Genomic DNA, 25,848 nt, shown 5'->3' with positions numbered 1-25,848 from the left:
CTCCCGTTACTCTGGGTTGTCCGCGAGTGATCTCGCCGCCTGGACGCAGTGGGCGAGCGCCTCCCATGCGTACCGCGGGGAAGCGCCCGCGAGTCCGCACGACGGAGTGACCGTCACCGCCTCCGCGAGAAGCCCCGGATGCAGCCCCAGCCTGCGCCACAGCGTTCTGACACCACTGACGCTACCGGCAGGGTCTGACAATGGGCCGTCCGTGCCGGGCACGACACCGGCGAAGAGCCGGGTACCGCCTTCCACCGCCTCACCGATCGCGTCGTCGTCACGCTCGGTGAGGAGCGAGAAGTCGAACGAGACGGCGGCGGCACCGGCCCTGCGGAGGAAGGCGAAGGGGACGTCCGGGGCGCAGGAATGCACGACGACGGGCCCGTCGCCGTGCACGCCGATGACCTCCCGGAGCACGGCCTCGGCGATCTGGCGGTCGGGGATCCGGTGGGTGCGGTAGCCGCTGGCGGTCCTCACCTGGCCGCGCAGCACGGCCATCAGGGACGGTTCGTCGAGTTGCAGGACGAGCCTGGCGCCGGGGATGCGGCGGCGCAGTTCGTCGAGGTGGAGGCGGATGCCCTCGGCGAGGGAACCCGCGAGGTCGCGGCAGGCGCCGAGGTCGGAGAGAGCGAGTTCGCCGTTCCTGAGTTCGAGTGCGGCGGCGAGCGTCCAGGGGCCCACGGCCTGCACCTTCAGCTGTCCCTCGTACCCCTGCGTGAACTCCTCCAGCGCGTCGAGGTCCTCGCCGAGCCAGGAGCGGGCCCGCTTGGTGTCCCGGCCCGGGCGGTCCCCGAGGCGCCAGCCGCTGGGCTCCACGCGCGCGTACATCTCGACGAGCATTCCGGCGGTGCGGCCGATCATGTCGGCGCCGGGGCCCCGGGCGGGGAGTTCGGGCAGGAAGGGGAAGTCGTCGAAGGTCCCGGTGGCCGCCTTGACGGCTTCCCGGGCGTCGCCGCCGGGCAGGGAACCGATGCCGGTGGCGGGGCCGAAGGTGGGGTTCTCGTTCACATGGCGAAGCCTATGTTTCTTCGCCCCCGCCGCCCCTACCCGTCCCCTCCCTGGGGGCCTGCGGCCCCAGACCCCCGCTTCGGCCCTGAAGGGGCCTCGTCCTCAAACGCCGGACAGGCCGGAAATGCGGGCCGGCGCGAGTATTCCAGCCTCTCCGGCGTTTGAGGAGCGGGGGTTCGGGGGCGGCGGGGGCGAGAACCCGACATCACCTGCCGGGGCGTACCGTCACGTCGTTGATCTCCGCGTCCCGGGGCAGGTCCAGAGTCAGCAGGATCGTCGTCGCCACCGACTCCGGGTCGATCCACTTCGACGGGTCGTACTCCTTGCCCTCCTGCTGGTGCACCTTCGCCTGCATCGGACTCGCCGTCCGCCCCGGATACACCGTCGTCACCCGCACCCCGGCCCCGTGTTCCTCCTGGCGCAACGAGTCCGCCAGCGCCTTGAGTCCGTGCTTGGACGCGGCGTACGCGGACCAGTTGGCACTCGCACTCAGGCCCGCGCCGGAGTTGACGAAGACCACCTGGCCCTGGGCGGCGCGGAGTTGGGGCAGGAAGTGCCGGGTCAGTTCGGCGGGGGCGATCAGGTTGACGTTCAGCTGGTGGCGCCAGGTCTTGGGGGTCAGGTCACCGACCGGGCCCAGATCGACAACCCCCGCGATGTGCAGCAGGGAGTCCACCCGGTCGGGCAGCGTCTGGTGGGAGAACGCCCAGGACAGCCGGTCCGGGTCGGACAGGTCACCCACCAGCGTCGTCGCCCCCGGGAACCCCGCCGCCAGTTCCTTCGCGCGGCCCGCGTCACGCGCGTGCAGCACGAGTTCGTCCCCGCGCGCGTGCAGCCGCCTCGCGACCGCCGCACCGATGCCCGAACCCGCTCCGGTGATCACATGAGTAGCCATGCCCGCCATGCTCGCATCACCGGGGCCTCACGCCCTCCGCGCTCCCCCCTCGCCCTCCCCCTCCCCGGCGGGAACAACTCCGGGTCCGCGAACGCTCCTCAGGTATGGCTGAAGGACACACGATCACCATCGAGCAGACCCCCGACCGGGTAAGGGTCGTCCACGGCGGCCAGGTGCTCGCCGAGAGCGGACGCGCCCTCGTCCTGCGGGAGACCGGCTGTCCCCCGCGGTACTACCTCCCCGCCGAGGACGTCCGCCTCGACCTGCTGACACCCTCCGAGACCCACACGTACTGCCCTTTCAAGGGCACGGCGTCCTACTGGTCCCTCCCGGACGCCGCCGACCTCGTCTGGGCGTACCCCGAGCCGAAGCCGGAGGTGGCCCGGATAAAGGACCACCTGTGCTTCTACGAGGTCGAGACCCTGTAGACCTCCCGGGTCGTCCTTCTCCACCGGTTTGGTCACGCACGAGCTCCTGCGCACGCCGAGGGCGTCGGGCGGTGTCGGGACGACGGCTCAGACCATGCCCGCGGTGGCCCGGTTCGTCGTGGCGATCGTTGCCGAGCCGACGACACGTGTGCCGTCGTACAGGACGATCGCCTGGCCCGGCGCCACCCCGCGTACGGGCTCGGTGAACGCGACCTCCAGGCGGCCGTCGACCAGTTCGGCGGTCACCTCGGTCTCGCCGCCGTGGGCGCGCAGCTGGGCGGTGTAGGTGCCGGGGCCGGTGGGGGCCGCGCCGCACCAGCGGGGCCTGATCGCGGTGAGGGCGTCGACGTCGAGGGCGGCGGCCGGGCCGACCGTCACCGTGTTGTCGACGGGGGAGATGTCGAGGACGTAGCGCGGCTTGCCGTCGGCGGCCGGGGTGCCGATGCGGAGTCCCTTGCGCTGGCCGATGGTGAAGCCGTACGCGCCCTCGTGCGTGCCGATCTTCGCGCCGGACTCGTCGACGATGTCGCCCTCGGCGCGGCCCAGGCGGTTCGCCAGGAAACCCTGGGTGTCGCCGTCGGCGATGAAGCAGATGTCGTGCGAGTCGGGCTTCTTGGCGACCGCGAGGCCGCGCCGCTCGGCCTCCGCGCGGATCTCGTCCTTCGTGGTGAGGGTGTCACCGAGGGGGAACATCGCGTGGGCGAGCTGGCGGTCGTCGAGCACCCCGAGGACGTACGACTGGTCCTTGGCCATGTCGGAGGCGCGGTGCAGCTCGCGCGTGCCGTCCTCATGGAGGATCACCTGGGCGTAGTGGCCCGTGCAGACCGCGTCGAAGCCGAGGGCCAGGGCCTTGTCGAGGAGCGCGGCGAACTTGATCTTCTCGTTGCAGCGCAGGCACGGGTTCGGGGTGCGCCCCGCCTCGTACTCGGCGACGAAGTCGTCCACCACGTCCTCGCGGAAGCGGTCGGCGAGGTCCCACACGTAGAAGGGGATGCCGATGACGTCGGCCGCGCGGCGGGCGTCACGGGAGTCCTCGATGGTGCAACAGCCACGCGCGCCCGTGCGGAACGACTGCGGGTTCGCGGACAGGGCGAGGTGGACGCCTGTCACGTCGTGGCCGGCTTCCGCCGCGCGGGCGGCGGCTACGGCGGAGTCCACGCCGCCGGACATGGCGGCCAGTACGCGGAGGGGCTGCTGCGAGGTGTGAGTCATAACCCTTCAAGGGTACGGGGCGCCGGGAACCGGGGCGCGCGAGTATCCGTTCACGCTGACATGAAGGAAACACAGGCTCGGCAGGACACCGGCCGCGGCCTTTCGCAGGATGTTCCCCGGCCACTGCGGAGCGAGGGCCACGGGCGGGCTCCGCGGGACGGCGACCGGCGGATCGGGCGGCGCGCCCTGCTCATCGGCGGGGCGGTGGCCGCCGTCGCCACGGGCGTGCTCGCGCGGGACGAACTGGCCCGGCTGTGGTGGCGGGTGCCCGGGGTGGCGAAGCCGCGCAAGGAGGGCGAGATCGACTACGCGGGGGCGCTCTGGGTGGCGGCCTCGTCGGCGAACTGGCGGATGGCGGACCGGCCCGACGACTACGGCGTGGACCGGGTGATCATCCATGTCACACAGGGCGGCTACGCGAGCGCGGTGAAGGTCTTCCAGGACCCCGCGCACGGTGCGGCGGCGCACTACATCGTCCGCAAGGACGGGCGGGTCACGCAGATGATCCGCGAGCTGGACGTGGCGTTCCACGCGGGCAACCGGGAGTTCAACGAGCGGAGTGTGGGCATCGAGCACGAGGGTTTCGTGGAGAAGCCCGAGGACTTCACGGACGCGATGTACGCCGCCTCGGCACGGCTGACGGCCAGGATCTGCGCGCGGTACGGCATACCCGTCGACCGGGAGCACATCATCGGGCATGTGGAGGTGCCGGGCACGGACCACACGGACCCGGGCGAGGGGTGGGACTGGAAGAAGTACCTGCGGCTCGTCGAAGAGGCTTCCACCACGACCACATGAAGATCATCGTGACGCATGTCACCGGCACGGAACTCGTGAGCGTTCGATGAGCGCCGGCCGCCCGAAGTGCCCCGTCCCCCGATCCTGATCTGTCGGCGCGACGGGAGCGGCCTTCGCCCTGCCGACCGACGGCAACACCTTCAAGGCCGCGGCGCCCGACCCGCCCCTCGGCTAACTGAGGCCCGCCGCCCGCGCCCGGTCCACCACGGGGCCGATCGCCTTCGTCACCGCCTCCACGTCCGCCTGGGTGGAGGTGTGGCCGAAGGAGAAGCGGAGGGTGCCGCGGGCCAGGCCGGGGGCAACGCCGGTGGCCAGGAGGACATGGCTGGGCTGGGCCACACCGGCCGTGCAGGCGGACCCCGTCGAGCACTCGATGCCCTGGGCGTCCAGGAGCAGCAGCAGGGAGTCGCCCTCGCAGCCGGGGAAGGTGAAGTGCGCGTTGGCGGGCAGCCGGCCGACCGGGTCACCGCCGAGCACGGCGTCCGGCACCACCCTGAGCACCCCCTCGACCAGGGAGTCGCGCAGGGCGCCGATCTCGTGCGCGAACCACTCCTGCTGCTCGGCGGCGATCCGCCCGGCCACCGCGAAGGAGGCGACGGCCGGCACATCGAGGGTCCCGGAGCGTACGTGCCGCTCCTGGCCTCCGCCGTGCAGCACCGGTACGGGGGTGTGCTCGCGGCCCAGCAGCAGTGCGCCGATGCCGTACGGGCCGCCGACCTTGTGGCCGGAGACGGTCATCGCGGCGAGCCCGGAGTCGGCGAAGGAGACGGGCACCTGACCGAAGGCCTGCACGGCGTCGGCATGCAGGGGAACGTCGAACTCGCGTGCCACGTCGGCGAGTTCACGGATCGGCATGATCGTGCCGATCTCGTTGTTGGCCCACATCACGGTGGCCAGGGCCACACTGCCGGGGTCGCGGGCGATGGCCTCGCGCAGGGCGTCGGGGTGGACCCGGCCGTACGGGTCGACGGGTAGGTACTCGACGACGGCGCCCTCGTGCTCGCCGAGCCAGTGCACGGCGTCGAGGACGGCGTGGTGCTCGACGGGGCTGGCGAGCACGCGGACGCGGGCCGGATCGGCGTCCCGGCGGGACCAGTACAGCCCCTTGACGGCGAGGTTGTCGGCCTCGGTGCCGCCGGAGGTGAACACGACCTCGCTGGGCCGGGCGCCGAGCGACTCGGCGAGCGTCTCCCGGGCCTCCTCGACCGTGCGCCTGGCCCTCCGGCCGGCCGCGTGGAGTGAGGAGGCGTTGCCGGTGACGCCCAGCTGCGCGGTCATTGCCTCGACCGCCTCCGGGAGCATCGGGGTGGTCGCGGCGTGGTCGAGGTATGCCATGGTGCCGTGATTCTACGGCGCCCCGATGACCCGCCCATGGCCGAGGCCTTTCCGCGCCCGGTCCGGCCGCGTAAAGTGCGCCCGCACCACGGCGCCCTCACGTATGTCCCATACAAGCAAACTCCCTCTAAGCTACCGCCAGGCCTTACGCTTGCCGAACATTGTTCGGACATACTGAATGTGGGTAAGAATGACGGTTCAGTCCGTTCAGCGCGCGGCCCGCATCCTGCGGGAGCTGGCCACTTCGGGTCCCCGCCTGGGCGTCACGGACCTCGCTGAACGGATCGGTGTCTCGAAGCCCACCGCGCACGCCTTGCTGCGCACCCTGGAGGCCGAGGGGCTGGTGCGCCAGGAGAAGGAGACCAGCAAGTACCTTCTGGGCCCTGCCCTGCTGCGGCTCGGCAACTCCTACCTGGAGACACAGGAGCTGCGGTCACGGTCGGTCGCCTGGGCCGACACCCTGGCCGAGCGCACCGGCGAGGCGGTATGGGTCGCCGTGCTCGACGACCGCCGGCACGTGCTCGTCGTGCACCACGCCTTCCGCCACGGGAGCGGGGTGCAGATCCTGGAACTGGGCGCCAGCATTCCGTGGAACACCTGCGCGCTCGGCAAGGCGGTCGTCGCGTTCCTGCCCCAGAGCGAGCAGAAGGACCTGCTGGCGGGGGAACTGGCCCGGCTGACCGGGCAGAGCGTGGTGGACCCCACCGCCCTGGCGGAGCAGCTGGCGCGGACCCAGCTCATCGGTTACGCGCTGGAGGACCAGGAGAGCGCCCTCGGCGAGGCCGGTATCGCCTCGCCTGTGTTCGACCGGCACGGCGACCCGACGGGGGCCATCGGCATCGTCGGCCCCGTGGAGCGGCTGCTCACGGACGCGGACCAGCAGCGGCACGCCGTCGCCGTACGCGAGGTGGCGACCCAGCTCTCCCGTGAACTCGGCGCCGGCCGGGGCGTGGCCTGGCGCATCTCCGACTGAGCTCCGCCCGACCGACCGCACCGCCCGGACAGAGGGACCTGCCCCGCGTGACGTTTCAGGGCGTCACGCGGGGCAGGGTCACCGGAGTCGGTCACGGAGGGGCGGTCAGGCCCGGGTGCCCAGGAGTCGTACGACGTCCACGACCCGGTGGGAGAAGCCCGACTCGTTGTCGTACCAGCCGAAGACCTTCACATGGCGGCCCCCGCCCATGACCGTGGTCAGCCGGGAGTCGAAGACGCAGGACGCCGGGTCGCCGACGATGTCGGTGGAGACGAGGGGGGCGTCCGTGTAACGCAGGACGCCGGCCAGCGGGCCGGCGGCGGCCTCGGCGAACAGCTCGTTGACCTCCTCGGCGGTGGTCGGGCGTCCCACGTACGCCGAGAGGTCGGTGATCGAGCCGACCGGCACCGGGACGCGCAGCGAGTGGCCCGCCAGCCGGCCGTTCAGCTCGGGCAGGACGAGACCGATGGCCTTGGCGGCGCCGGTGGACGTGGGGACGATGTTGAGCGCGGCCGAGCGGGCGCGCCGGGGGTCCTTGTGCGGGCCGTCCTGGAGGTTCTGGTCCTGGGTGTAGGCGTGCACGGTGGTCATCAGACCGTGTTCGAGGCCGAGGCCCTGGTGCAGCACCTGGGCCAGCGGGGCCAGGCAGTTCGTCGTGCAGGACGCGTTGGAGACGATGTGGTGGACGGCCGGGTCGTAGCTCGTGTGGTTGATGCCGTACGCGAGGGTGAGGTCCTCGTTCGACGCGGGAGCGGAGATGAGGACCTTGCGGGCGCCCGCCTCCAGGTGCGCCGCGGCCTTCTTGCCGTCGGTGAAGAAGCCGGTGGACTCCACGACCACGTCGATGCCCAGCTCGCCCCACGGCAGCTTGGCGGGGTCGCGCTCCGCGTGGACGGCGATCCTGCGGCCGTCGACGACCAGGGCGTCACCGTCGACCTCGACCCGGGCGTTCAGCCGGCCCATGGTGCTGTCGTAGTCGAGCAGGTGGGCGAGAGTCTTCGCGTCGGTGAGGTCGTTCACCGCCACGATGTCGAGGTCGGCTCCCTGGGCGAGAGCCGCCCTGAGGAACCCCCTGCCGATGCGGCCGAACCCGTTGACGGCGACCTTGATGCTCATGATGCTTTCGTCTCCTCTGGGGATGCGGGCGGGGATCCGGCTACCGCTCGCGCTACTTGCGGACCGCGAGCAGGACGCCGACGCCGCCCAGGACGAGGCCGATGATCGCCGACAGGCTCAGCGTCTGGTCGATGACGATCCAGGCGAGCAGGGCGGTGACGGCCGGGGTCAGGAAGAAGAGCGTGCCGACGCGGCTGGCGTCCTGCTTCTTGAGCATGAAGTTGAGCAGCAGGAACGTGCCCACCGAGTTGATCAGCACGATCCAGGCCAGCGCGCCGCCGAAGGCACCCCAGTCGGTGACCTTGGGGTCCTCCAGGGTCAGGGTCATCACGCCCATCACCGGGGCGCCCGCGAGGAAGTGCACGGCGGTCCCGCTGCGGACGTCCACACCCTGGGTGTAGCGCTTCTGGTAGACGGTGCCGACGCTCAGGCCGAGCAGGCCGACGAAGGACAGCACGATGGCGCCGGTGGAGAAGTGCAGCGCCCCGGCGACGGCGAGCGCGACGCCCACGCCGCCGATGGCGAAGCCGAGCCACTGCCGCCCGGTGATCTCCTCACCCAGCAGGAACCCGGCCAGCAGGGCGATGAGCACGGGGTTGAACCCCTGGATGAGCGCGACGACACCGCCGGGCAGGCCCGCGCCGATGGCCGTGTAGAAGGCGCCGAACTGCACGGCCTGCATCAGCAGACCGACGACGATGACATGAAGCAGCATCCGGCCCCTGGGCCAGGGCGCCTTGGCCACCAGGGCGACGATCGTGAGCAGCACACCGGCGACCGCGAAGCGGGAGAACGTCAGCAGCAGGGGCGGGGCGGCGTCGGTGCCGATGACCGCCGCGATGAACGCGCTGCTCCAGAGGACCACGAAGACGGCGGGGATCGCCGCGGACGCCCAGGCCGGCGCCGCGGCGGCCCGCGCTGTCCCGGCATCCGCGTCGGCAGGGGTGTCCGCATCGGCCTCTGCGAGTTTCAGGTCGTCGCGTTCCATCACAGGGGTGACCTCTCGTCGAGCAGTAACCAGTCAACAGGGTTATTCGGACCCTACCGACGGCCAAGCAACCAGTCAATGCGGTTACGCCCGAAGTCCAGGTAACCATTCAGAGAGGTTATTTTTCACTTCTCGCAACCTGCCCGTGCGGTTACCCTCAGGAGATGACGTTCGCATTTGTCAGTGGCAGCGCGGCCCTGGACTTCGTCGGTACGGTCCAGAACCGACGTGACGACGCGCTGGACCTGCTCACCACACCGGCCGACCTCACCGACTGGTCCGTCGCCTCCGGAGCCCTGGACTCCCCCGCGTCGGCGACCAGGGCGGACCTGACCACGGCTCTGCACCTGCGCGAGGCGATCTACCGGCTGGTGGTCGCCTCGACCAACGGCTCCCTGTTGCCCCCGGAGGACTGCGCCGTCGTCAACCGCGCGGCCGGCCGGAACCCGGTGCGCTGCGAACTGCTGCCCGACGGCACTGTCGTACGCCACGGCACGATCGGGGCCGTCCTGTCGACGCTGGCCCGTGACGCCGTCGAGCTGATCACCCTTACCCCGGAGCAGGTGAAGGAGTGCGCGGCGCCCCGGTGCACCCGGCTGTACGTCGACCGGTCCCACCGCGGTTCCCGGCGCTGGTGCGACATGGCGCGCTGCGGCAACCGGGCCAAGGCCGCGCTCTACCGCTCCCGGCACGCCTGACCCGTACGACAGGCGGGGGCGGGTGGTCGCCCACCCGCCCCCGCCTCGCCCTGCCCGCGCTCACACCACCTGGACCGGGCGCTCCCAGACGACCAGGCCGACGCACCCCTTGGGGCTGCGGGGCGCGTGCACGCTGTTCGGCGGCATGACGAGGAGGCTGCCCGCCGCGTAGACGCCGTCGTCGGTCTCCAGCTCGCCGCTGAGAACGTAGATCAGCTCGAAGCCGGGGTGGAGGTGCGAGGGGGCCTTGGCACCCGGGAGGTAGTGCATGACCGCGGCGGCCGGACCGTTCTCGCCGGTCTGCGCGACCGTGTACAGCGGGGCCATCTCGGCCTGGGTCCGCCCGTCGGCCACGACCGGCTGGAAGACCAGCTCCTGCGGGGCGAAGGACAGACCGGGCATTCCTGTGAACAGGGTGGGCAGCGGGGCGCCGACGTAGTCCTCGGTGGAGGTCGCCGGTGAGGTCGAGGGCGGAGTCATGGGGGTGTTCCCTTCGGTTGCGTCGCGCGGTTACGGGGATTGCGGAGGGCGAGCCGGGGTGAGCGGCTCGGGGCGGTCAGTCGCCGACGCGGCCCGGGGTGCCGTCCGTCCAGCGGTCCGCGAAGCCGTCCGCGACGGCCTGGCTGCGGAAGGCGTACGTCTTCAGCAGCCAGCGCGAGCGGGACCGTTCGGCGTCGATGACCTCGATCTTCTCCCGGCTGTGCAGGCCGTTCTGGTTGGCGAAGATCAGCAGGTCGCCCTCCAGGATGCGGTGCCGCTTCTTCTCCGCCCGGGTGAGCGCGTTCTTCAGGTCGATCAGCGCGTCCTTGGCCTCGCCCGGGGCGTCCGGCGCGACCGTGGTGTGCGTGTCCAGGTAGCGGATGCCGTAGTCGCCCTCGAAGACCGCGTGCCTGTCGGAGACGGTCAGGCCGCTGTTGTTGTCCCGCGAGACCACGTCGAAGGGGGTGACGAAGTGCCGCTCCCCCAGGACGCGCAGGGTGTCTGCGGAGAGGGCGGCGCGCAGGGTGCGGGCCTCGACCAGGCTGGTGACGGTGTACTCCTCCAGCGGGCAGCGCATGCCCAGGAGGGTGATGTAGTCGGCGCGCACGGGGTGGGCGGTGCGGTCGTTGTGGAAGACGAGTTCGCCGTCGCTGTAACCGGTCTGCTTGCCGTGGTACTTGTTGATCGAGTAGACGTCGGTGAAGAAGTCCCCGTTGAAGCGGGTCGCGTAGGACATCAGCGGGGTCGCGGTCAGCTGCCCCATGAGTTCGAGGAAACCCTCGGCGACGAAGGTGTGCTTGTGGGCGTACTTGTCGGCCTGCGGGTCGTCGTGGCCGAGCTCCGGAAGATCCTTGTCCACCGGGCAGTTGCGCAGCACATGGGTGTCCGAGACGCCCTGCTCGCGCTCGGCGCGGATCCGGTCGGCCGCCGCGACCAGCGAGGCCGGCACCTTGCCCGCCGTGGCCTGCCGCACGGCGGCGGAGAAGGCCGGGTAGTCGGTGTACGGACTGGTGTCGACGGCTTCGAGCACCCCGTACAGCTCGTCCTTCTCCCGGTCGCTGATGGAATGGCACGGCTGCATCGGCGTCACACGTTCCCTTCGGTTTCGGCGGGGTCGGCGGTGTCGGTGGCGGCTGCGAGGCCGGTGGTCTGCGGCTGCCCCAACGCCGCGTCCACGGTGGTCACTTCGGCGGTGCGGCGCAGCAACGTCAGCGCCGCCTGGTGCAGTTCGGGGTCCGAGGTGGCGGTGGCGTCCTCCAGGACCTCGACGAGGAAGTCCCGGTCGTGCGCCTCGCGCGCGGTGGAGAGGATCACCAGGTCCGTGGTCACCCCGGTCAGCAACAGGGTGTTGACGCCCCTGGCGCGCAGGATCAGTTCGAGGTGCGTGCCGAGGAACGGGTTCACCCGGCGTTTGGCGACCACCGGTTCGTCGGCCAGGGGCTTCAGCGACTCGTGCACCTCGGTGCCCCAGGTGCCCAGGATCAGCCGGTCACCGTCGGCCGCCTCGGTGAACAGCGGTGAGGTCTCGGGCCAGTCGGCCAGCCCCGGGGAGAAGCCGACGATCACGTACACCACCGGGATACCGGCCGCGCGGGCCCGGTCCACGGCACGGCGGGCGTGGCCGAGGACGCCCCGGCTCTCGATCTGGTCGAGGCAGACGTCGTTGTACCTGCCCTCGGGGTGCGAGATCTCGTTGATCAGGTCCAGCACGAGCAGGGCGGGACGCCGTTCGTGAAGGGTTTCCGTCGTCATACGGCACTCCTCGTCCGGGGCAGGAGCGGCCGTCGGGCGCGCTCGTGCAGGGTGATCTCCGCTTCGTGGCGCAGGGTGTCGCCGATGGTGTCGGTGCCGTCGAGCAGCCGGCGGCGGGCCGCCTCGGGCACCTCGAACTCCTCGGTGCGGTCGGCGAACCGGACCTGCTGGGTCTCCAGGTCGACGGTGACGGGCGTACTCGGGTCGGCCTCGGTGAGCGCCCACAGCAACTCGATGGCCAGCGCCGGGAGTTGCACCGGGAGCAAACCGCGCATGAGGGCGTTCTCGCGGAAGATGTCGCCGAAGCGCGGGGCGAGGACGACCAGGAAGCCGGCCTTCTGCAGCGCCCAGACCGCGGACTCCCGGGAGGAGCCGGTGCCGAACTCGTTGCCGGCCACGAGGATGGTGGCCCCCTGGTACTGGGGCTGGTTGGTGGCGAACGCCGGGTCGTCGCGCCAGTCCGCGAACAGGCCGTTGCCCTGTCCGGTCAGCTGGAAGTAGGGGACGAAGCGGGCGGGGATGATCTGGTCGGTGTCGACGTTGCTGCGCCGCAGGGGCAGCGCCGTTCCGACGTGCACGGTGAACCGGTTCATGAGCGTCCGTCTCCCAGGTCGGCGGGGGCGGTGATCCGGCCGGTGACCGCGCTGGCCGCCGCCACCTCCGGGGAGGCGATGTGCGTACGGGCCTGCTTGCCCTGCCGGCCCTCGAAGTTGCGGTTGCTGGTGGACACGGCACGCTGTCCGGCCTTCATCCGGTCCTCGTTGAGGCCGCAGCACATGGAGCAGCCCGCGATGGGCCGGAAGTCGGCGCCCGCCCCGGTGAAGACCTTGTCGAGGCCCTCGTCCACGGCCTGCCGGTGCACGGCGGCCGAGCCGGGCACGACGAGCATCCGCACCCCGTCGGCGACCCGGCGTCCGCGCAGCACCTCGGCCGCCGCGCGCAGGTCCTCGATCCGGCCGTTGGTGCAGGATCCGACGAACACGGTGTCGATCCCGATGTCCTGGAGCCGGCTGCCCGGCCGCAGGTCCATGTACGTCAGGGCGCGCTCGGCCGCCGTCCGCTCCTCGGGGGTGGCGAACTCGTCCGGGCCGGGCACCCGGGCGTCCACCGGCGCGCTCTGCGCCGGGTTGGTCCCCCAGGAGACGTACGGCCGGATCGTCGAGGCGTCGAGGACGACCTCCCGGTCGAACTCCGCGTCCGGGTCGGTGCGCAGGCTCTTCCAGTGCGCCACCTCCGCGTCCCAGTCCGCGCCCTCGGGCATTCCGGGGCGGGTGCGCAGATAGGCGAACGTCGTTTCGTCGGGGCCGACGACACCAGCCTTGGAGCCGGCCTCCACGGACATGTTGCAGAGGGTCATCCGGCCCTCCATGGAGAGGGCGTCGACGGCCTCTCCCCGGTACTCGATGATGTGCCCCTGGCCGCCACCGGTGCCGATGCGCGCGATCAGCGTCATCACCAGGTCCTTGGCGGTCGCGCCCGCCGGGAGGGTGCCCGTGACGGTGACCGCCATGTCCTTGGGGCGGCCCGTCCACAGGGTCTGCGTCGCCAGGACGTGTTCCACCTGGCTGGTGCCGATCCCGAAGGCCAGGGCCCCGAAGGCACCCAGTGTGGTGGTGTGCGAGTCGCAGCACACGACGGTCATCCCGGGCCGGACCAGGCCCTGTTCCGGCCCGATGACATGCACGATGCCGTGCCCGTCGTCACCGCGCCGGTGCACCGGAATCCCGAAGGCGTCGCAGTTGTCCCGCAGTTGGGCGGCCTGGCGGCGGCCCGCCGGGTCGTCGAACAGGCCGGTCAGGGAGATGGTGGGCACGTTGTGGTCCTCGGTGCCCACCGTCAGGTCGGGACGCCGTACGGTGCGGCCGGCGGCCCGCAGACCGTCGAACGCCCTCGGCGTGTTCACCTCGTGGAGCAGATGCAGGTCGACGTACAGCAGATCGTCGCCCCCAAAGCCGCCCCTGCGGACCGTGTGACCGGCCCACACCTTCTGCGCAAGCGTTGAACCCATGGCCGACAGGCTCGTCCACGCGGCACGGGGGTGACATCGGCCGATGGTGGAGGCCTCCTCCCCCGGTGCACGGCGTTCCTCCTTCGGCGCAGCCGGGCCGCGACGTGCGCCGGAGTCCTCCGTCGGTGGAAGACGCCGGGGCCCCGGTCCCTCAGCATGAACGCGCGGTCCGCACCTGTTCGGTCTGTCCTCAGTACATCCGGAGAAGAAGTGAACGGACACCTTGTCACCGGTCACCCCCGCGCCACGGACGCACCCCCGGCCGGTGAGCCCCTCGCCGTCCGTCGACTGCCGCCCCCGCCAAGGGTGCTGGCTCTGCGGGGCGCCACCCAGGTGGACTCCGACGCCCCCCGGTCCATCGTCTCGGCCACCATCGAGCTGCTCCAGGAACTGTTCACCCGCAACGCGCTCGATCCGGCGGACCTGATCAGCATCTGGTTCACGGCCAGCCCGGACCTGACCGCCGACTACCCGGCGCGCGCCGCCCGGGAGATGGGTCTGGTCGACGTGCCCCTGATGTGCGCGGCCGAACTCGCCGTACCGCACGGGATTCCGCGCACCGTCCGGGTGCTCGTGCACACCCATTCCACCCGCTCCCGGTCCGCCGCCTCGCATGTCTATCTGCACGGCGCGGCAGCGCTGCGCCCTGATCTCGGGCCCGCCGGCCGGATCGGGCCGTAGCCGTCGAGCCCCGGACACCGAACCGTGGACGAGGGTCGCGGCACGCGCTTCCCCGGCGGGCGGCTTCCCGTACGGCCTGTACTGCCCAGACGGCTTGGACGGCCCGGACCAGGCCGAACTCGCCCGAGCCGTCCGGGACTTCACCCACGTGTCGCCCGCCGCAGCAGGGTCCGGTGCCCGCGCCCGTCGCACGCTCCCCCCACGCCCGACGGACGCCGTCGCTTCCGGCGCCCGATGAACGACCTACCCCGGCCGACCGCACGCCCCCGGCCCGAAGGAGCCCGACCGTGACCTCGTCGTACCCGCCCTCGCCGCCCCTCTACGACCCCACCGAGCCGCGACCCGCGGCCCCGGACGCCTGGTTGGCCGCGCCCGCGCACCAGCAGCCGCAGTGGAGCGACCCGCTCCGGGCCACCGCCGTGCGGGCCGAACTCGCCCGGCTGCCCGGTCTGGTGACCTGGGAGGAGACCGAGGTCCTGCGGATGCTGCTGGCCCAGGCCGCCGCCGGGGAGTACCAGGTGATCCAGGCCGGCGACTGCGCCGAGGACCCCGCCGAGTGCACCCCGTCGGCGGTCGCCCGCAAGGTCGGGGTGCTCGACGCGCTGGCCGGGATCATGAAGGTGAACACCGGCAGGCCGGTGATCCGGATCGGTCGGATCGCCGGCCAGTTCGCCAAGCCGCGCAGCTCACCGACCGAGCAGGTGGACGGCGTCGAACTCCCGGTGTTCCGAGGGCCGTTGGTGAACGATCCGGCGCCGGACGCGGAGGCCAGGCAGGCCCGGGCCGAACGCATGCTGGAGTGTTACGCGGCGGCTCAGCGGGCCACCGCCTTCCTGCGTGGGCGCACCGGCGGCTGGAACCCGCCCACCGGGGCACCGGTGTGGACGAGTCACGAGGCACTCCTCCTCGACTACGAGCTGCCCTTCCTGCGGCGCACACCCACCGGCCAGACCATGCTGACGTCCACCCACCTGCCGTGGATCGGTGAACGCACCCGTCAGCCGGACGCGGCCCACGCGCGGATGCTCGCCCAGGTCACCAACCCGCTGGCCTGCAAGGTCGGCCCCAGCACCGACCCCGACGCCCTGCTGCGCCTGTGCGCTCTGCTGGACCCCGACCGGGAACCCGGCCGGCTCACCCTCATCGCCCGCATGGGCGCGGCCGGTGTGGCGTCGAAACTGCCCCGGCTGGTCACCGCCGTACGGGAGGCGGGGCACCCGGCGGCCTGGCTGTGCGACCCGATGCACGGCAACACGGTCACCGCGCCGTCGGGCCACAAGACCCGGCTCGTGCCGGTGCTGATCGAGGAGGTGGTGGGCTTCCAGGCGGCCGTCGCCGGGGCGGGCGGGGTGGCCGCGGGACTGCATCTGGAGACCACTCCCGACCCGGTGACCGAGTGCGCGTGGGGAGCCGACGGCGTGGCAGGCGTGGCCGAGCACTACACCTCGCTGTGCGACCCCCGGCTCAACCCGCAGCAGGCGTTCACCGTGGCGGGTGCCTGGGGCGCCGCCTGACGGCACGCGTCCTCAGGCCGACGACGGGACGGCCCACCCCTTCGCCGCCAGGGCGAGCGATCTGAAGAGCAGCTCCGTGGAGGCGGCGCCGGGATCGAGATGGCCGATGCTGCGCGGGCCGAGGTAGGAGGCGCGCCCCTTGCGGGCCTGCATCGGGATGGTGGCCAGGGCGCCGTCCCTGGCGGCCACCGCCGCGGCCTGGGCCGCATCGGCCAGATCCCTCGCCCTGGCGGGGACCTGGGAGACCGTGCCGACGTCGGCCGGCTGCGCCGACCGGAAGTCACGGAACGCGGTGACGGCCGGGGTGAAGGCGTCGACCATGGTCTTGTCGCCGGGCACCGCCGCCCCCAGCTTGACCGTGGCGGCGAGCCCGGCGTCGAGCGCGTCCGCGAACCGGTCCACGTCGACCTCGCTCATCGGCAGCGCGCCGCCGATCGCCTGGAAGGCGCTGCCGTACAGCACCCCCGAGGCGCCGCCGACATGGGAACGGAGCAACGCCCCGGTCTCGGTGAACAGTTCACCGGCCGCGCCGGGTGCCTCCTCGTCCCGCAGCAGCAGTTCGCGTACGCGCGACAGGCCCCGACACAGGTTCACACCGTGGTCCCCGTCGCCGATCGCGGAGTCGAGGGTGGTCAGCCGCCGTTTCTCCGCATGGGCCGCGGTCGCAAAGGCCCAAATCCAGTCCCTGGCCAGCACGCTGTCCACAACAGCACCCTTCAGCCACAGTCATCGCCCCCTAGAAAATCAGACGTTATGCCTAGCCATGATCACGGTCAACGACGCCCGTACCAAGGGAGGTCAAACTTTGCGAACGCACCATCGCAATCACGCCAGAGTGGCCTGGATTTCACGGGGAGGGAAATGAGCCGGGCGGGAAATCGGCACCATTGAGCCAAAACACGGTTCGGTATTGCTGAACCGTATTCAGATGACTACGCTCCATGATCATGCCAAGCCTCATTCGCAGACATACGAAGGGCGTACAGCATGTCTCTCGAGCGTGACCTCTTCGGCATGGACCAGGCCGCGGAGACCACAGCGCGCGTGCTGGTGGCGGACCACGACCCCATCTCCCGGCACGTCCTGGCCCGCGTCCTCGGCGCCTCAGCACAGCTCGTGGTGACGGGCAGCGTCAACAACCATCAGCCCCTGCGGCAGTGGCCACTGGACCGGGTCGACGTGGTCGTCCTGGCGGTCGCCCCGCACGAGGAGTCCACCGGCCTGGTCAGGCAGCTGGAGCTGCGGAAGGTGGGCGTTCTGCTCATCGGCACCGGCTGGACCCAGCGCCGTCTGGACGCGGCCTTCGCGGCGGGCGCCATGGGCTGTCTGGTGAAGAACATCAAGGTCGCCGGGCTCGCGGCGGCCATCCGCGCGGTGGCGTCCGGGCACACGGTGCTCTCGCCCGAACTGCACACCCTCTACGCCCGGCGGACACCCGCCGCGCCGAGCCCGGCCCCGGCCGGCACGGAACACCTCCTGCACACGCTCACCTCACGTGAGCAGGAGGTCATGCGCAATCTCGCGGAGGGGATGTCGACGGCGGAGACGGCGGTACGGCTGCGGGTGTCACCGGCGACCGTCAAGAGCCACGTCTCGCACGTACTGACCAAGCTGGGCGCCCGGAACCGCCTTGAGGCGGTGCTGCTCTTCCAGCAGTGCGAGCGCTCCGCGGGATACGCGGTCACCTAACGCCTGTGGGGGGCAGCCCCGCGCCCCTTCAGGGCGCGGGCCACTCCTCCGCCAGCCGGGTCAGGCGTTCACCGACCCCCTCCAGCACGTCCCGTGACGCGGCGAAGGACAGACGTACGTGTCCTTCGCCGCCCGCGCCGAACGCCGAGCCCGGTGCGACCGTGACCGCCGCCCGCTCCAGCAGGAGCTGGGCGAAGGCCGCCGAGGTCAGGCCGGTGCCCCGGATGTCGGCGAAGGCGTAGAAGGCACCCTCCGGATAGGCGCAGCTGACCCCCGGCAGGGCGTTCAGGGCGGTGACCGTCAGCTCCCTGCGGACGGTGTACTCCTTCAGCATCGCGGCGATGTCGTCGGCGGCCCCGGTGAGCGCGGCCACTCCCCCGCGCTGCACGAAGGACGCGGCACAACTCACCGTGTGCTCCTGGACCTTGAGGGCCTGCGCGATCAGCGGCCCGGGACCGGCGAGGTAGCCCAGCCGCCAGCCCGTCATGGCGTACGCCTTCGAGAAGCCGTTGACGGTCAGGGTCCGTTCCGCCACGCCGGGCAGGCTCGCGAGGCTGAGGTGGCGGTGACCGTCGTACACGATCTTCTCGTAGATCTCGTCCACGATCAGCACGAGGTTGTGCTCGACCGCGAACGCCACGATCTCCGCCGCCTCCTCCCCGTCCAGTACGTGACCCGTCGGGTTGGCCGGGGTGTTGATCACCAACGCCCGGGTCCGGTCCGTCAGCCGGCCCTCCAGCAGCTGCCGGGAGAGCCGGAAACCGTCCTCCGCGCGGAGTTCCGCCGGCACCGCACGGGCCCCGATCAGCGCGGCCATCGCCGGATAGCTGACCCAGGCGGGCGTCGGCACGATCACCTCGTCGCCCGGGTCGAGCACCGTCATCAGCGCGGTGAACAACGCCTGCTTGGCGGACGGGGTGACGATGATCCCGGTGGCCGGATCGACGTGGACGCCGTTCTCGGTGGCCAGCTTCTCCCCGATGGCGCCCAGGAGTTCGGGCAGGCCACGGCTCGGGGTGTAGTGCGTGTCGCCGCCCTCCAGCGCCGACACGGCCTCCGCGATCACGGTCTGCGGGGTCGTGAAGTCCGGTTCCCCGCCGCTGAGATCGAGTACGTCGACGCCCTCCCGGCGCAGCCTCTGGACGGTCTCCAGCAGGGCCACGGTCGCGGACCGCTCGACCCCCGAGAAGCGCTGTGCGACGCGTACGCCGCCCATCCGGTCCGTACCCACCCGGCTGCTCTCCTTCGTCCGCTCGTTCATCCCGCCCGCCTCTCCGCCGGCCGCTCACCGGCGCCGCGCACCGCCGCGCTCGCCGGCCGTGCCTCCAGCGCGTGTTCCGCGATCCGGTCGGCGTCCCGGACGAAGTCGCTCCACATGCCGGGTCTGCTGCTGCCGACCTGCATGAACCAGCGCGTGTGCTCCGTGGGAATGCCGAGCACGTACATGCCCTCGTCGGCGCGGCCCTCGTGGTCGACGGGATGGAACGGACTCCGGGTCACCGCGACCCCACCCGTGTCGTAGGCCTCGCCCGGCTCCCGATGGACGCCTTCCCGAGGGACTTCCTCCCGGTTCACATAGCTCGTCCACACGCCCCGCTCGCGCAGCCGCGCCGTGAGGGGCTGGGTGTTGCGGCGCAGGTCGGGGTCGGGGACGCGGGCGTCCACCAGGGTGGTGACCGCGAGGGCGGAGCCCTCGACGCGGGGCGAGGAGACCACGTACCGACCGGTCGCCGCGTCCGTGTCGTAGCGGGTGTGCGGGCCCACGATGTGCAGGTGCCCGCTGTCGAGCAGGGCCAGCACCTGCCGGAGCCGGACGCGCGGCGGGCCCGCCGCGAGGAAGGACGCCCTGGGCACGTACCAGCCGAGGAAGTCGTCCCGTTGCGAGCGCGCCGTCAGCCCCGAGAAGTCGACCAGCTCACGGATGACCCAGCGGGTGTCCCGCATGACGTCCAGCGCGGCCTTCAGCGGCGAGTCGACGTTGCCCTCGGCGGCGTTCGCGAGGTCCTGCTCGATCTCCTTGCGCAGCACCCGGCGGAACTCGGCGGGCCCGGTGAACCCCTGCTGCTCGAACGGCCGGGCCAGCGTGTCGAGGTCGAGCGGCGACTGGTCGCGCAGACCGAACTGCTCCGCGAAGTCCGCTACCTGGGGTACGCCGGTGTCGGCGGCGCTCGTCACCCGGTCGGTGAACCGGGCGGCGGAGTCGGTGCCGAGGGCGCGGCGCAGGGCGGTGCCGTAGTAGACGAGGTCGATCTCGGCCTTCAGCCACGGGTAGACGTGCTCGGCGAAGTCGAGTGGCCCCCAGGGCCGGTGGGCGCGCACGCGTTCCGGGGTGAAGAGGACCGGGCGGTAGGAGTAGGTCGGGGGCTTCTGGTTGTGGCCCCGCGCGTGCAGCGGCATCCCGCTGCGGGACCCGGCGACGATCACCGGTTCGGTGCCGCTGGGGAGGTAGCGGAGGGTGCCGTCCGGGCGTTCGGCGAAGGCGCCGCCGCGGCCCAGGGTGAGGGCGGCCATCACGTCGTAGAAGGACAGGCCGAGGCCGATGACCCCGACCCGGGAGCCGGCCGGGATGTCGTCGAGGGGCATGTCGGCCGCCGAACCGCCCTGGATGTACCGGAGTTCGGGGTGGCGTACGGCGAAGTCGGCGAGGTCGCCCTCGCGGCCGGTGAGTTCGTTGCTCGCGTGGCCGGTGGTGAGGACGACCCGGTCGACGTCGAGCCGTTCGCCGCCGGAGAGGGTGAGCCGGTAGCGGCCGGCGCCCCGGACGACGTCCTCGGCCCTCTCCTTGATGCAGCGCAGCCGTACACCGGGCGGCAGGGACTCCTGGACGGCGGCGAGCACCGAGCGCAGATAGCGGCCGTACTGCCCGCGGGGCGCGTAGCTGTCCGGACCGGGGTAGTTCGCCGGATCGACGGCCTGCCACCATTCGCCGAACGAGGGTCCTGCCCCCGCCCGGGCCGGGCCGCCGTCGGGCACGCCCGAGTAGGCGGAGATCTGGCCCGCCACGGTGTTCATCAGGAACCAGTCGGGCTGGTCGGTGCGGTAGACCTGACCGGCGCCCGGTTCCACCGCGTCCACCAGGAAGATCCTGACCTCCAGCGGTTCCCGCGCACCCGTCCGGCCGTGCTGTTCGGCGAGGCGGGCGACGAGCCGTTCGAGGACCATCATTCCTCTGGGCCCGCTGCCTATGACGGCGATACGTGTCCCGCTCATGCGGCGGTCCTCTCCCCGACCAGGGCATGGTCGACCAGATACGGGTAACTCCCGAGCAGGGTCAGGGAGTCGACGCCCCGGCGCATCGCGACGACGGCCTCGGCGAGCCCGCCCTCCGTGATGTGCCCGTCGACCTCGACCAGGAAGTGGTAGCGCCCGTGCTCGGCCGGGCGGGGCCAGGACTGGATCCAGGTGACCGAGACCTGCCGGGCGCTCAGCTCGCCGAGGACCCCGGTGAGCACCCCGGGATCGGAGCGGTCGGAGGTGATCAGCAGGGCGGTGCGGTCCCGGTCGGTGGGCGGCCCCTCCGGGCCGCTGCGGCGCAGCGACACGAACCGCGTCATGGCGTCCTGGCGGGCGCCGATGTCCGAGGCCAGCACGGTCAGCCCGTAGCGGGCGGCGGCTGCGGAGCTCGCGATCGCCGCGTCGCGCGGTGCCGTCCGGTCCGCGACCGCGCGGGCGGCCTCCGCCGTCGAGGCGGCGGTGACCAGCTCGGCGTGCGGCAGATGCCGCCGGACCCACCGGCCGCACTGCCCGTGCGCGTGCGGATGGGTGACCACCCGGCGTACGTCGGACAGTTCGGTTCCGGCGGCGGCCATGAGGTCGAAGCTGACGCCGATGGACAGCTGGGCGTCGATCCTGATCCGCCCGGCGTGCGTGACGAGTTCACCGAGCGTGGCCGGCACTACACCGCTCACGGAGTTCTCCAGCGGCACCACCGCCCGCTCGGACCGGCCGGACACGAGCGACTCCACGGCGGCCGGCACGCTGGGAAACGGCACGGCGTCGCGTACCGAACCCCCCGCGAGCCGCCGCACGGCGGACTCGGTGAAGGTGCCCTCCGGGCCGAGATACGCGTAGGTCATCGGCCCGCGCCCACCGTGGTCAGCGCTTCGCCGGCCGCCCGGGCGCCGAGGTCACGGGCGAGCCGGTCCCGTACGACGGACAGGTCCTCGCAGTCGCCCTGCGCGCGTTCGGCGATGTGGACGCGGTACAGCTCGTCCAGCTCGGCCTCGTCGACCCGTACGGACAGCTGCTCCAGGAGGTGGCGCAGGACGGTGCGGCCGGAGTGGCGGCCGATGAGCAGGGAGCGTTCGCGGCCGAAGCGGGCGGGCTCGACGTACTCGTAGGTGCTCGGGTCGCTGAGCATGCCCTGCTGGTGGATGCCGGCGGCGGTGCCGAAGACGTACTTGCCGAAGAGGGGCTTGTTGCGGGGCTCCTCCAGCCGGATGATCTCGCGCAGCCGCTGGTAGGCCGGGTACATGGCGTCGAGGCGGATGTCCGTGGTGAGGCCGAGGATCTCGCTCTTGTAGGCGAGGACCGCGGCGACCTCCTCCAGGGAGGTGTTGCCGGCCCGTTCGCCGATGCCGCCGAGGGCGACCTGGACCTCGTCCGCGCCCGCCGCGAGCCCGGCCAGGGTGTTGGCGGTGGCCAGGCCGAAGTCGTTGTGGCAGTGGGTGGAGACCTTGACGGGCGGCGGTGCCCAGCGGCGGATCTTGCCGATGAGGGCGCCGAACTCCTCGGGCGTGTGGCAGCCGGTCGTGTCGGCCAGGATGATGCAGGTCGCGCCCGCGTCCACGGCGGACTCCGTCAGGGCGCGCAGCAGGTCGTCCTCGCCGCGGCTGGCGTCCTCGATGCCGACGGCGATGTCGGTGACGCCGAGCGAGGAGGCGAACCGTACGGTGTCGACGACTTCCTGGACGGCCGCGTGCCGGGTGATGCCGCGCTTGTGGGTCAGATGGATCTGGCTGCCGGTGGCGACCATCTGCACCTGGTGGTTGTCGATGCCGCCCGCCTCGACGGCGAGTTCGACGTCCCGGCGGGCGGTCCGGGAGAACGTGGCGAACCTGGTGCCGGCCAGTTCCTTCGAGATCAGCCGCGTCGCCTCGAAGTCGCTGGGCGAGGAGGCGGGGAAGCCCGCCTCGATGGTGTCCACCCCCAACCCGGCGATGAGCAGGGCCAGTTCCAGCTTCTGGTCGGGCGTCATCGCGTTGCCCGGCGCCTGCTCGCCGTCGCGGAGGGTGGTGTCGAAGACCGATATGCGACGGGCCGTTGCGTGCTCGTTCACTTCTCCCCCAAGGACCTGGAAAACGCTCGGTCACCTCGGCCGAACGGTTCAGATCCTTCGGGCGCGGGCGGGCCGCGTCATCCGCCGATGGAGGAACGCGGGGGACGGCGTCCTCCACCGGGTACCGCTCCCGCGCCTTTGGTGGAGCGGGGTCCACCAAAAGACCGACCCGCCCGCGCGGCCTCCTCCGGAGGGCGATGCGTCGGGCGGGGTGCGGTCCTCAGACTTCCGGCGCGGGCGTCAGAAGCTCCACGAGACGGTGTTGTCCATCTGCATGAGGGTGACCAGGACGACCAGGTCGGCCACGCCGAGACCGAGGCCCAGGACGGCCCGGCCGCGCCTCTTCGTGCCGCGCCAGAGGGCGACGGCGGCCAGCGTGATGGCGATGGGGCCGAGGAAGATGTTGAGGACCAGCAGGCCCAGCAGGCCGAGGACGAAGGACGCGACGGCCATGCCGTCGGCGTCGCGGGGGGCGGTGCGCTCGGTACGGCCGGTGGCCGATGCGGTGAGTTGCACGGTGATCAGCTCCGACGGGCGAGGCGCTCACGGAGCGCGAAGATGCCGAGCCAGGCGGCGATGCCGGCGGCGGCAAGGACGGTGAACGAGACCGGGAGATGGGCGACACTGCCCAGCACCATGCCCAGCAGCAGAAGGACGGCCACGAGGAAGAACATGGGAGGAGATCCCTTTCGTTCGTTACAGTTCAGTGAACGGTTGTAGTAACACTTGTCCACTGACTCTTGAGTCTAACCCGCTTCCCGGCTTTTCAATTACAGAGAACAGTTGTTAACTGCATGGCATGAGTCACACGCTCGGCATCCGACAGGTCCAGAAGCAGAAGACCCGGCAGGCGCTGCTGGACGCGGCGCTCGGCCTGCTGGAGGACCAGAGCCTGAGCAGCCTCGGTCTGCGCGAGGTCACCCGCGCCGTCGGCGTCGCCCCGACCGCCTTCTACCGCCACTTCCGCTCCACCGCCGACCTTGGCGTCGCCCTCGTCGAGGAGGCGCTCGGCAGCCTCCACCCGATGATCGGTACGACGGTGTCCGGGTCCGGCGACAGCGAGGACCGCATAGTCCGCGCGGTCGGCCTGATCGCCGGTCACGTCCAGGCGCAGCCCGCCCATGTCCGCTTCATCGCGCGCGAGCGGCACGGCGGGGTCCAGCCGGTCCGCGAGGCCATCCGGGACCAACTGGCCCGGTTCGCCGAGGAGGTGCGGGACGCGCTCGCCGAACAGCCCGAGTCCGAGGGCTGGACGCAGGAGGACCTGCTGATGCTCGCCGGCCTCTACGTCGACCACATGCTGGTGACGGCTTCCCAGTTCCTGGAGACGCTGGACGCCCCGGCGGCGCGGCGCGAGGAGGTGGCCCGTCTGGCGACCCGCCGGATGCGCCTGATCGTCATCGGCCGCAGACACTGGCTGGCCTGACCTCCGCGGAACGCTCCGGGAAGACGCGTGGGCGGCGCGCCCGTCCGTCGGGCGCGCCGCCCACGTCGTACCCGCGGGGCCGCCGGTCCTACTGCTGGTTGCCCTGCCCCTGACCGCCGCCGGGGCCGCCACAGCCGCCGCCGGACGGCATACCGGAGGGCATCCCGGACGGCATACCTGACGGAGCCGCCCCGGTAGGCAGACCCGAGGGAAGTCCCGAGGCACCGTCGGTCGGCAGACCTGACGGGGCACCGCTGGGCGCCCCCGACGGGAAACCGGACGGCATGCCCGAGGGGGGCCGGCAACTCTGCCCGGAGGTACCGGAGTCGCCGGAGTTGCCACCGTTCGAGGACGACGTGTCACCCGAACCGCAGGCGGTGAGGACCAGCGAGGACAGCGCCAGCAGGGCCACGGCGGGGACGAGGCGCACACGCTTCATGAGGAACAACTCCAGGAAAGATGAGGGAGTTTCGAGGCGGGCATCGAATCAACGACACCTGGGACTTGCCTGGGACCGCCCTGTTTCCTGTCTGTGCGTCAGGTAAAGCACATCTATAGAAACGCTCCTGACCTGGCCTTTCCCTCCGGAGAGCGAACTACCCGCTGGTACAGGTCCGTGACAGAAGCCCTCACCCGACCCTCATCCGAGCCGAACGCTCGCCAACTGCCGTGACTGGGCGACGAGTCGGTCCGCGCTGTCCCAGACCTCGGCGTCCTCCTCCAGGAAGCCTCCGGCCAGGTTGCGGGTCGTTATCGAGACCCGCAACGGACCCGGGGCGGGCCGGCAGCGCACGTGCACGGTCAGTTCGACCGTCGGGACCCAGCCGGAGAGGCCGATCTCGAACGCGGTCGGCGGCAGCGCGTCGACGGCGAGGAGCAGCGAGAGGGGGTCGGCGTCACGGCCGTCGGCGAGCCCGAACCAGGACCGCATCTCCCCCTTGCCGGAGGGCGCGCCGAGCGCCCAGCCGAGGGTGGCCGGGTCGAGCTTCAGCATCAGCCGGTCGGCGATGGCGGAGCTGCCGGGGATGGGGGCGGGTGCGTCCTGCGGGCCGAAGCACTGGTCCATGGGCGGCAGCGAGGGCGGCTCGGCCGTCGTGCGGACGTCGTCGGCGAGGGCGTCCAGGTCGCCGTACGAGGCGAGGACGCGGATCCGCTCGATCTCCTGGCCCTCGTCGTCGTACTGGAAGAGCGAGGCCGTGCCGGTCGACAGCGAGCGTCCGGCACGGACCACGTCCGTGCGGACCACGGCCGGACCCGGTCGGGACGCGGTGAGGTAGTGCGCGGAGACACTGAACGGGTCGCCGTGCGGGAGCGCGTCCGCGAGGGCGCGGCCCAGCACCGCCAGCAGATAGCCGCCGTTGACGGCGTTGATGATGATCCAGCCGGCGGAGAGTTCGGTGTCGTAGACACCGGGCGCACGCCGGGTGACGGCGGTGTCGCGGTCGAACTCGCTGTCACCGATGGTGGCTCGCGCGGTCTGGGCGAAAGCTGCTTCTGGCATGGGTGAACGGTACAACAGAAGAATACTAAGCGGTAGCTTTCTCGTTCACCCCAGCCTGTGGATCACCT

28 protein-coding genes are annotated in these 25,848 nt (G+C 71.6%); 8 read left to right on the top strand and 20 right to left on the bottom strand.

The features are described 5' to 3' along the window. Positions 1-6: 6 nt before the first annotated feature. Together IEY89_RS32060 and IEY89_RS32055 are read right to left on the bottom strand one after the other, a co-directional pair. Positions 7-1,008, bottom strand: coding sequence for a methionine synthase (locus IEY89_RS32060; RefSeq protein WP_189151031.1), 1,002 nt, complete (start codon positions 1,006-1,008; stop codon positions 7-9). A 205-nt stretch (positions 1,009-1,213) separates the two neighbouring features. After that, positions 1,214-1,912 (bottom strand): SDR family oxidoreductase, encoded by a 699-nt coding sequence (locus IEY89_RS32055; protein WP_189151030.1) that lies wholly within the window; start codon positions 1,910-1,912, stop codon positions 1,214-1,216. Between the two features lie 95 nt (positions 1,913-2,007). Between IEY89_RS32055 and IEY89_RS32050 the strand changes: the two genes are divergently transcribed. Further along, the gene (locus IEY89_RS32050; protein WP_189151029.1) at positions 2,008-2,331 is read left to right on the top strand and encodes a DUF427 domain-containing protein; all 324 of its coding nucleotides are present in this window, start codon (positions 2,008-2,010) and stop codon (positions 2,329-2,331) included. 87 nt (positions 2,332-2,418) lie between these two features. On the opposite strand, the gene mnmA is transcribed toward IEY89_RS32050, so the two are convergent. Further along, positions 2,419-3,543 (bottom strand): tRNA 2-thiouridine(34) synthase MnmA, encoded by a 1,125-nt coding sequence (mnmA, locus tag IEY89_RS32045; RefSeq protein ID WP_189151028.1) that lies wholly within the window; start codon positions 3,541-3,543, stop codon positions 2,419-2,421. A 60-nt stretch (positions 3,544-3,603) separates the two neighbouring features. Between mnmA and IEY89_RS32040 the strand changes: the two genes are divergently transcribed. Next, positions 3,604-4,341 carry an N-acetylmuramoyl-L-alanine amidase gene (locus IEY89_RS32040; protein ID WP_229695523.1) on the top strand — a complete coding sequence of 246 codons (738 nt, stop codon included), beginning with the start codon at positions 3,604-3,606 and terminating at the stop codon, positions 4,339-4,341. Positions 4,342-4,512: 171 nt separating this feature from the next. Here the strand turns inward: IEY89_RS32040 and IEY89_RS32035 are convergent, their stop codons facing one another. After that, positions 4,513-5,676 (bottom strand): cysteine desulfurase family protein, encoded by a 1,164-nt coding sequence (locus IEY89_RS32035; RefSeq protein WP_189151027.1) that lies wholly within the window; start codon positions 5,674-5,676, stop codon positions 4,513-4,515. 190 nt (positions 5,677-5,866) lie between these two features. On the opposite strand from IEY89_RS32035, the gene IEY89_RS32030 reads away from it, so the two are divergent. Beyond that, a complete protein-coding gene (locus IEY89_RS32030; protein ID WP_189151026.1) occupies positions 5,867-6,649 on the top strand; it encodes an IclR family transcriptional regulator in 783 nt (260 codons plus the stop codon). Between the two features lie 105 nt (positions 6,650-6,754). Here the strand turns inward: IEY89_RS32030 and gap are convergent, their stop codons facing one another. Continuing rightward, on the bottom strand, positions 6,755-7,765 hold the full coding sequence (gene gap, locus IEY89_RS32025; RefSeq protein ID WP_189151025.1) for a type I glyceraldehyde-3-phosphate dehydrogenase: 1,011 nt from the start codon (positions 7,763-7,765) through the stop codon (positions 6,755-6,757). A gap of 52 nt (positions 7,766-7,817) precedes the next feature. After that, entirely contained in the window at positions 7,818-8,753 is a 936-nt protein-coding gene (locus tag IEY89_RS32020) for a DMT family transporter (protein WP_189151024.1), read from the bottom strand. Positions 8,754-8,917: 164 nt separating this feature from the next. On the opposite strand from IEY89_RS32020, the gene IEY89_RS32015 reads away from it, so the two are divergent. Then, positions 8,918-9,451 (top strand): CGNR zinc finger domain-containing protein, encoded by a 534-nt coding sequence (locus IEY89_RS32015; protein ID WP_189151023.1) that lies wholly within the window; start codon positions 8,918-8,920, stop codon positions 9,449-9,451. A gap of 60 nt (positions 9,452-9,511) precedes the next feature. On the opposite strand, the gene IEY89_RS32010 is transcribed toward IEY89_RS32015, so the two are convergent. The 5 genes from IEY89_RS32010 to leuC form a co-directional block, all read right to left on the bottom strand. Beyond that, positions 9,512-9,931, bottom strand: a complete 420-nt coding sequence (locus IEY89_RS32010) for a cupin domain-containing protein (RefSeq protein ID WP_189151022.1) — start codon at positions 9,929-9,931, stop codon at positions 9,512-9,514. Positions 9,932-10,007: 76 nt separating this feature from the next. Next, positions 10,008-11,012, bottom strand: coding sequence for a TauD/TfdA family dioxygenase (locus tag IEY89_RS32005; RefSeq protein WP_189151021.1), 1,005 nt, complete (start codon positions 11,010-11,012; stop codon positions 10,008-10,010). Positions 11,013-11,017: 5 nt separating this feature from the next. After that, positions 11,018-11,683: a cysteine hydrolase family protein gene (locus tag IEY89_RS32000; protein ID WP_189151020.1), complete on the bottom strand. Its 666-nt coding sequence runs from the start codon at positions 11,681-11,683 to the stop codon at positions 11,018-11,020. After that, positions 11,680-12,276: a 3-isopropylmalate dehydratase small subunit gene (gene leuD, locus IEY89_RS31995; RefSeq protein WP_189151019.1), complete on the bottom strand. Its 597-nt coding sequence runs from the start codon at positions 12,274-12,276 to the stop codon at positions 11,680-11,682. The genes IEY89_RS32000 and leuD overlap by 4 nt, the downstream gene beginning before the upstream one ends. Further along, positions 12,273-13,691 carry a 3-isopropylmalate dehydratase large subunit gene (gene leuC, locus IEY89_RS31990; protein WP_189151018.1) on the bottom strand — a complete coding sequence of 473 codons (1,419 nt, stop codon included), beginning with the start codon at positions 13,689-13,691 and terminating at the stop codon, positions 12,273-12,275. Before leuC ends, leuD begins: the two co-directional genes overlap by 4 nt. A gap of 306 nt (positions 13,692-13,997) precedes the next feature. On the opposite strand from leuC, the gene aroH reads away from it, so the two are divergent. Further along, the gene (gene aroH / locus IEY89_RS31985) at positions 13,998-14,372 is read left to right on the top strand and encodes a chorismate mutase (RefSeq protein ID WP_373287318.1); all 375 of its coding nucleotides are present in this window, start codon (positions 13,998-14,000) and stop codon (positions 14,370-14,372) included. A 287-nt stretch (positions 14,373-14,659) separates the two neighbouring features. Next, positions 14,660-15,886, top strand: a complete 1,227-nt coding sequence (locus tag IEY89_RS31980; RefSeq protein ID WP_229695521.1) for a 3-deoxy-7-phosphoheptulonate synthase — start codon at positions 14,660-14,662, stop codon at positions 15,884-15,886. 12 nt (positions 15,887-15,898) lie between these two features. Here the strand turns inward: IEY89_RS31980 and dhaL are convergent, their stop codons facing one another. Next, positions 15,899-16,591 carry a dihydroxyacetone kinase subunit DhaL gene (gene dhaL / locus IEY89_RS31975; RefSeq protein WP_189151016.1) on the bottom strand — a complete coding sequence of 231 codons (693 nt, stop codon included), beginning with the start codon at positions 16,589-16,591 and terminating at the stop codon, positions 15,899-15,901. Positions 16,592-16,873: 282 nt separating this feature from the next. Between dhaL and IEY89_RS31970 the strand changes: the two genes are divergently transcribed. Then, positions 16,874-17,575: a response regulator transcription factor gene (locus IEY89_RS31970; RefSeq protein WP_189151015.1), complete on the top strand. Its 702-nt coding sequence runs from the start codon at positions 16,874-16,876 to the stop codon at positions 17,573-17,575. Between the two features lie 28 nt (positions 17,576-17,603). Here the strand turns inward: IEY89_RS31970 and IEY89_RS31965 are convergent, their stop codons facing one another. The 6 genes from IEY89_RS31965 to IEY89_RS31940 form a co-directional block, all read right to left on the bottom strand. Then, on the bottom strand, positions 17,604-18,836 hold the full coding sequence (locus IEY89_RS31965; protein WP_229695520.1) for a pyridoxal phosphate-dependent aminotransferase: 1,233 nt from the start codon (positions 18,834-18,836) through the stop codon (positions 17,604-17,606). Next, on the bottom strand, positions 18,833-20,785 hold the full coding sequence (locus tag IEY89_RS31960; protein WP_189151014.1) for an FAD/NAD(P)-binding protein: 1,953 nt from the start codon (positions 20,783-20,785) through the stop codon (positions 18,833-18,835). Before IEY89_RS31960 ends, IEY89_RS31965 begins: the two co-directional genes overlap by 4 nt. Beyond that, positions 20,782-21,651: a prephenate dehydratase gene (gene pheA / locus IEY89_RS31955; protein WP_189151013.1), complete on the bottom strand. Its 870-nt coding sequence runs from the start codon at positions 21,649-21,651 to the stop codon at positions 20,782-20,784. The genes IEY89_RS31960 and pheA overlap by 4 nt, the downstream gene beginning before the upstream one ends. Next, the gene (locus IEY89_RS31950; protein WP_189151012.1) at positions 21,648-22,853 is read right to left on the bottom strand and encodes a LeuA family protein; all 1,206 of its coding nucleotides are present in this window, start codon (positions 22,851-22,853) and stop codon (positions 21,648-21,650) included. The genes pheA and IEY89_RS31950 overlap by 4 nt, the downstream gene beginning before the upstream one ends. A 240-nt stretch (positions 22,854-23,093) precedes the next feature. Then, the gene (locus tag IEY89_RS31945) at positions 23,094-23,369 is read right to left on the bottom strand and encodes a DUF4190 domain-containing protein (protein ID WP_189151011.1); all 276 of its coding nucleotides are present in this window, start codon (positions 23,367-23,369) and stop codon (positions 23,094-23,096) included. Between the two features lie 5 nt (positions 23,370-23,374). Further along, on the bottom strand, positions 23,375-23,527 hold the full coding sequence (locus IEY89_RS31940; protein WP_189151010.1) for a hypothetical protein: 153 nt from the start codon (positions 23,525-23,527) through the stop codon (positions 23,375-23,377). A 125-nt stretch (positions 23,528-23,652) separates the two neighbouring features. On the opposite strand from IEY89_RS31940, the gene IEY89_RS31935 reads away from it, so the two are divergent. Beyond that, the gene (locus tag IEY89_RS31935) at positions 23,653-24,279 is read left to right on the top strand and encodes a TetR family transcriptional regulator (RefSeq protein WP_189151009.1); all 627 of its coding nucleotides are present in this window, start codon (positions 23,653-23,655) and stop codon (positions 24,277-24,279) included. An 88-nt stretch (positions 24,280-24,367) separates the two neighbouring features. On the opposite strand, the gene IEY89_RS31930 is transcribed toward IEY89_RS31935, so the two are convergent. Continuing rightward, complete coding sequence (locus IEY89_RS31930; protein WP_189151008.1) at positions 24,368-24,718, bottom strand: hypothetical protein; 351 nt, start codon at positions 24,716-24,718, stop codon at positions 24,368-24,370. Between the two features lie 201 nt (positions 24,719-24,919). Continuing rightward, positions 24,920-25,780: a thioesterase family protein gene (locus tag IEY89_RS31925; RefSeq protein WP_189151007.1), complete on the bottom strand. Its 861-nt coding sequence runs from the start codon at positions 25,778-25,780 to the stop codon at positions 24,920-24,922. Between the last annotated feature and the right edge of the window lie 68 nt (positions 25,781-25,848).

The organism is Streptomyces lacrimifluminis, from assembly GCF_014646095.1.
Taxonomy (GTDB): Bacteria; Actinomycetota; Actinomycetes; order Streptomycetales; family Streptomycetaceae; genus Streptomyces; species Streptomyces lacrimifluminis.
The sequence above is the reverse complement of the archived record's forward strand: the minus strand, read 5'-3'. Positions and strand labels throughout refer to the sequence as shown.

Excerpts from the sequence above, each read along its gene's own strand:
- IEY89_RS32055 (WP_189151030.1), bottom strand. The coding sequence starts at position 1,912 with ATGGCGGGCATGGCTACTCATGTGATCACCGGAGCGGGTTCGGGCATC.
- IEY89_RS32050 (WP_189151029.1), top strand. The coding sequence starts at position 2,008 with ATGGCTGAAGGACACACGATCACCATCGAGCAGACCCCCGACCGGGTA.
- mnmA (WP_189151028.1), bottom strand. The coding sequence starts at position 3,543 with ATGACTCACACCTCGCAGCAGCCCCTCCGCGTACTGGCCGCCATGTCC.
- IEY89_RS32040 (WP_229695523.1), top strand. The coding sequence starts at position 3,604 with ATGAAGGAAACACAGGCTCGGCAGGACACCGGCCGCGGCCTTTCGCAG.
- IEY89_RS32035 (WP_189151027.1), bottom strand. The coding sequence starts at position 5,676 with ATGGCATACCTCGACCACGCCGCGACCACCCCGATGCTCCCGGAGGCG.
- IEY89_RS32030 (WP_189151026.1), top strand. The coding sequence starts at position 5,867 with ATGACGGTTCAGTCCGTTCAGCGCGCGGCCCGCATCCTGCGGGAGCTG.
- gap (WP_189151025.1), bottom strand. The coding sequence starts at position 7,765 with ATGAGCATCAAGGTCGCCGTCAACGGGTTCGGCCGCATCGGCAGGGGG.
- IEY89_RS32020 (WP_189151024.1), bottom strand. The coding sequence starts at position 8,753 with ATGGAACGCGACGACCTGAAACTCGCAGAGGCCGATGCGGACACCCCT.
- IEY89_RS32015 (WP_189151023.1), top strand. The coding sequence starts at position 8,918 with ATGACGTTCGCATTTGTCAGTGGCAGCGCGGCCCTGGACTTCGTCGGT.
- IEY89_RS32010 (WP_189151022.1), bottom strand. The coding sequence starts at position 9,931 with ATGACTCCGCCCTCGACCTCACCGGCGACCTCCACCGAGGACTACGTC.
- IEY89_RS32005 (WP_189151021.1), bottom strand. The coding sequence starts at position 11,012 with ATGCAGCCGTGCCATTCCATCAGCGACCGGGAGAAGGACGAGCTGTAC.
- IEY89_RS32000 (WP_189151020.1), bottom strand. The coding sequence starts at position 11,683 with ATGACGACGGAAACCCTTCACGAACGGCGTCCCGCCCTGCTCGTGCTG.
- leuD (WP_189151019.1), bottom strand. The coding sequence starts at position 12,276 with ATGAACCGGTTCACCGTGCACGTCGGAACGGCGCTGCCCCTGCGGCGC.
- leuC (WP_189151018.1), bottom strand. The coding sequence starts at position 13,691 with ATGGGTTCAACGCTTGCGCAGAAGGTGTGGGCCGGTCACACGGTCCGC.
- IEY89_RS31970 (WP_189151015.1), top strand. The coding sequence starts at position 16,874 with ATGTCTCTCGAGCGTGACCTCTTCGGCATGGACCAGGCCGCGGAGACC.
- IEY89_RS31965 (WP_229695520.1), bottom strand. The coding sequence starts at position 18,836 with ATGAACGAGCGGACGAAGGAGAGCAGCCGGGTGGGTACGGACCGGATG.
- IEY89_RS31960 (WP_189151014.1), bottom strand. The coding sequence starts at position 20,785 with ATGAGCGGGACACGTATCGCCGTCATAGGCAGCGGGCCCAGAGGAATG.
- pheA (WP_189151013.1), bottom strand. The coding sequence starts at position 21,651 with ATGACCTACGCGTATCTCGGCCCGGAGGGCACCTTCACCGAGTCCGCC.
- IEY89_RS31940 (WP_189151010.1), bottom strand. The coding sequence starts at position 23,527 with ATGTTCTTCCTCGTGGCCGTCCTTCTGCTGCTGGGCATGGTGCTGGGC.
- IEY89_RS31935 (WP_189151009.1), top strand. The coding sequence starts at position 23,653 with ATGAGTCACACGCTCGGCATCCGACAGGTCCAGAAGCAGAAGACCCGG.
- IEY89_RS31930 (WP_189151008.1), bottom strand. The coding sequence starts at position 24,718 with ATGAAGCGTGTGCGCCTCGTCCCCGCCGTGGCCCTGCTGGCGCTGTCC.
- IEY89_RS31925 (WP_189151007.1), bottom strand. The coding sequence starts at position 25,780 with ATGCCAGAAGCAGCTTTCGCCCAGACCGCGCGAGCCACCATCGGTGAC.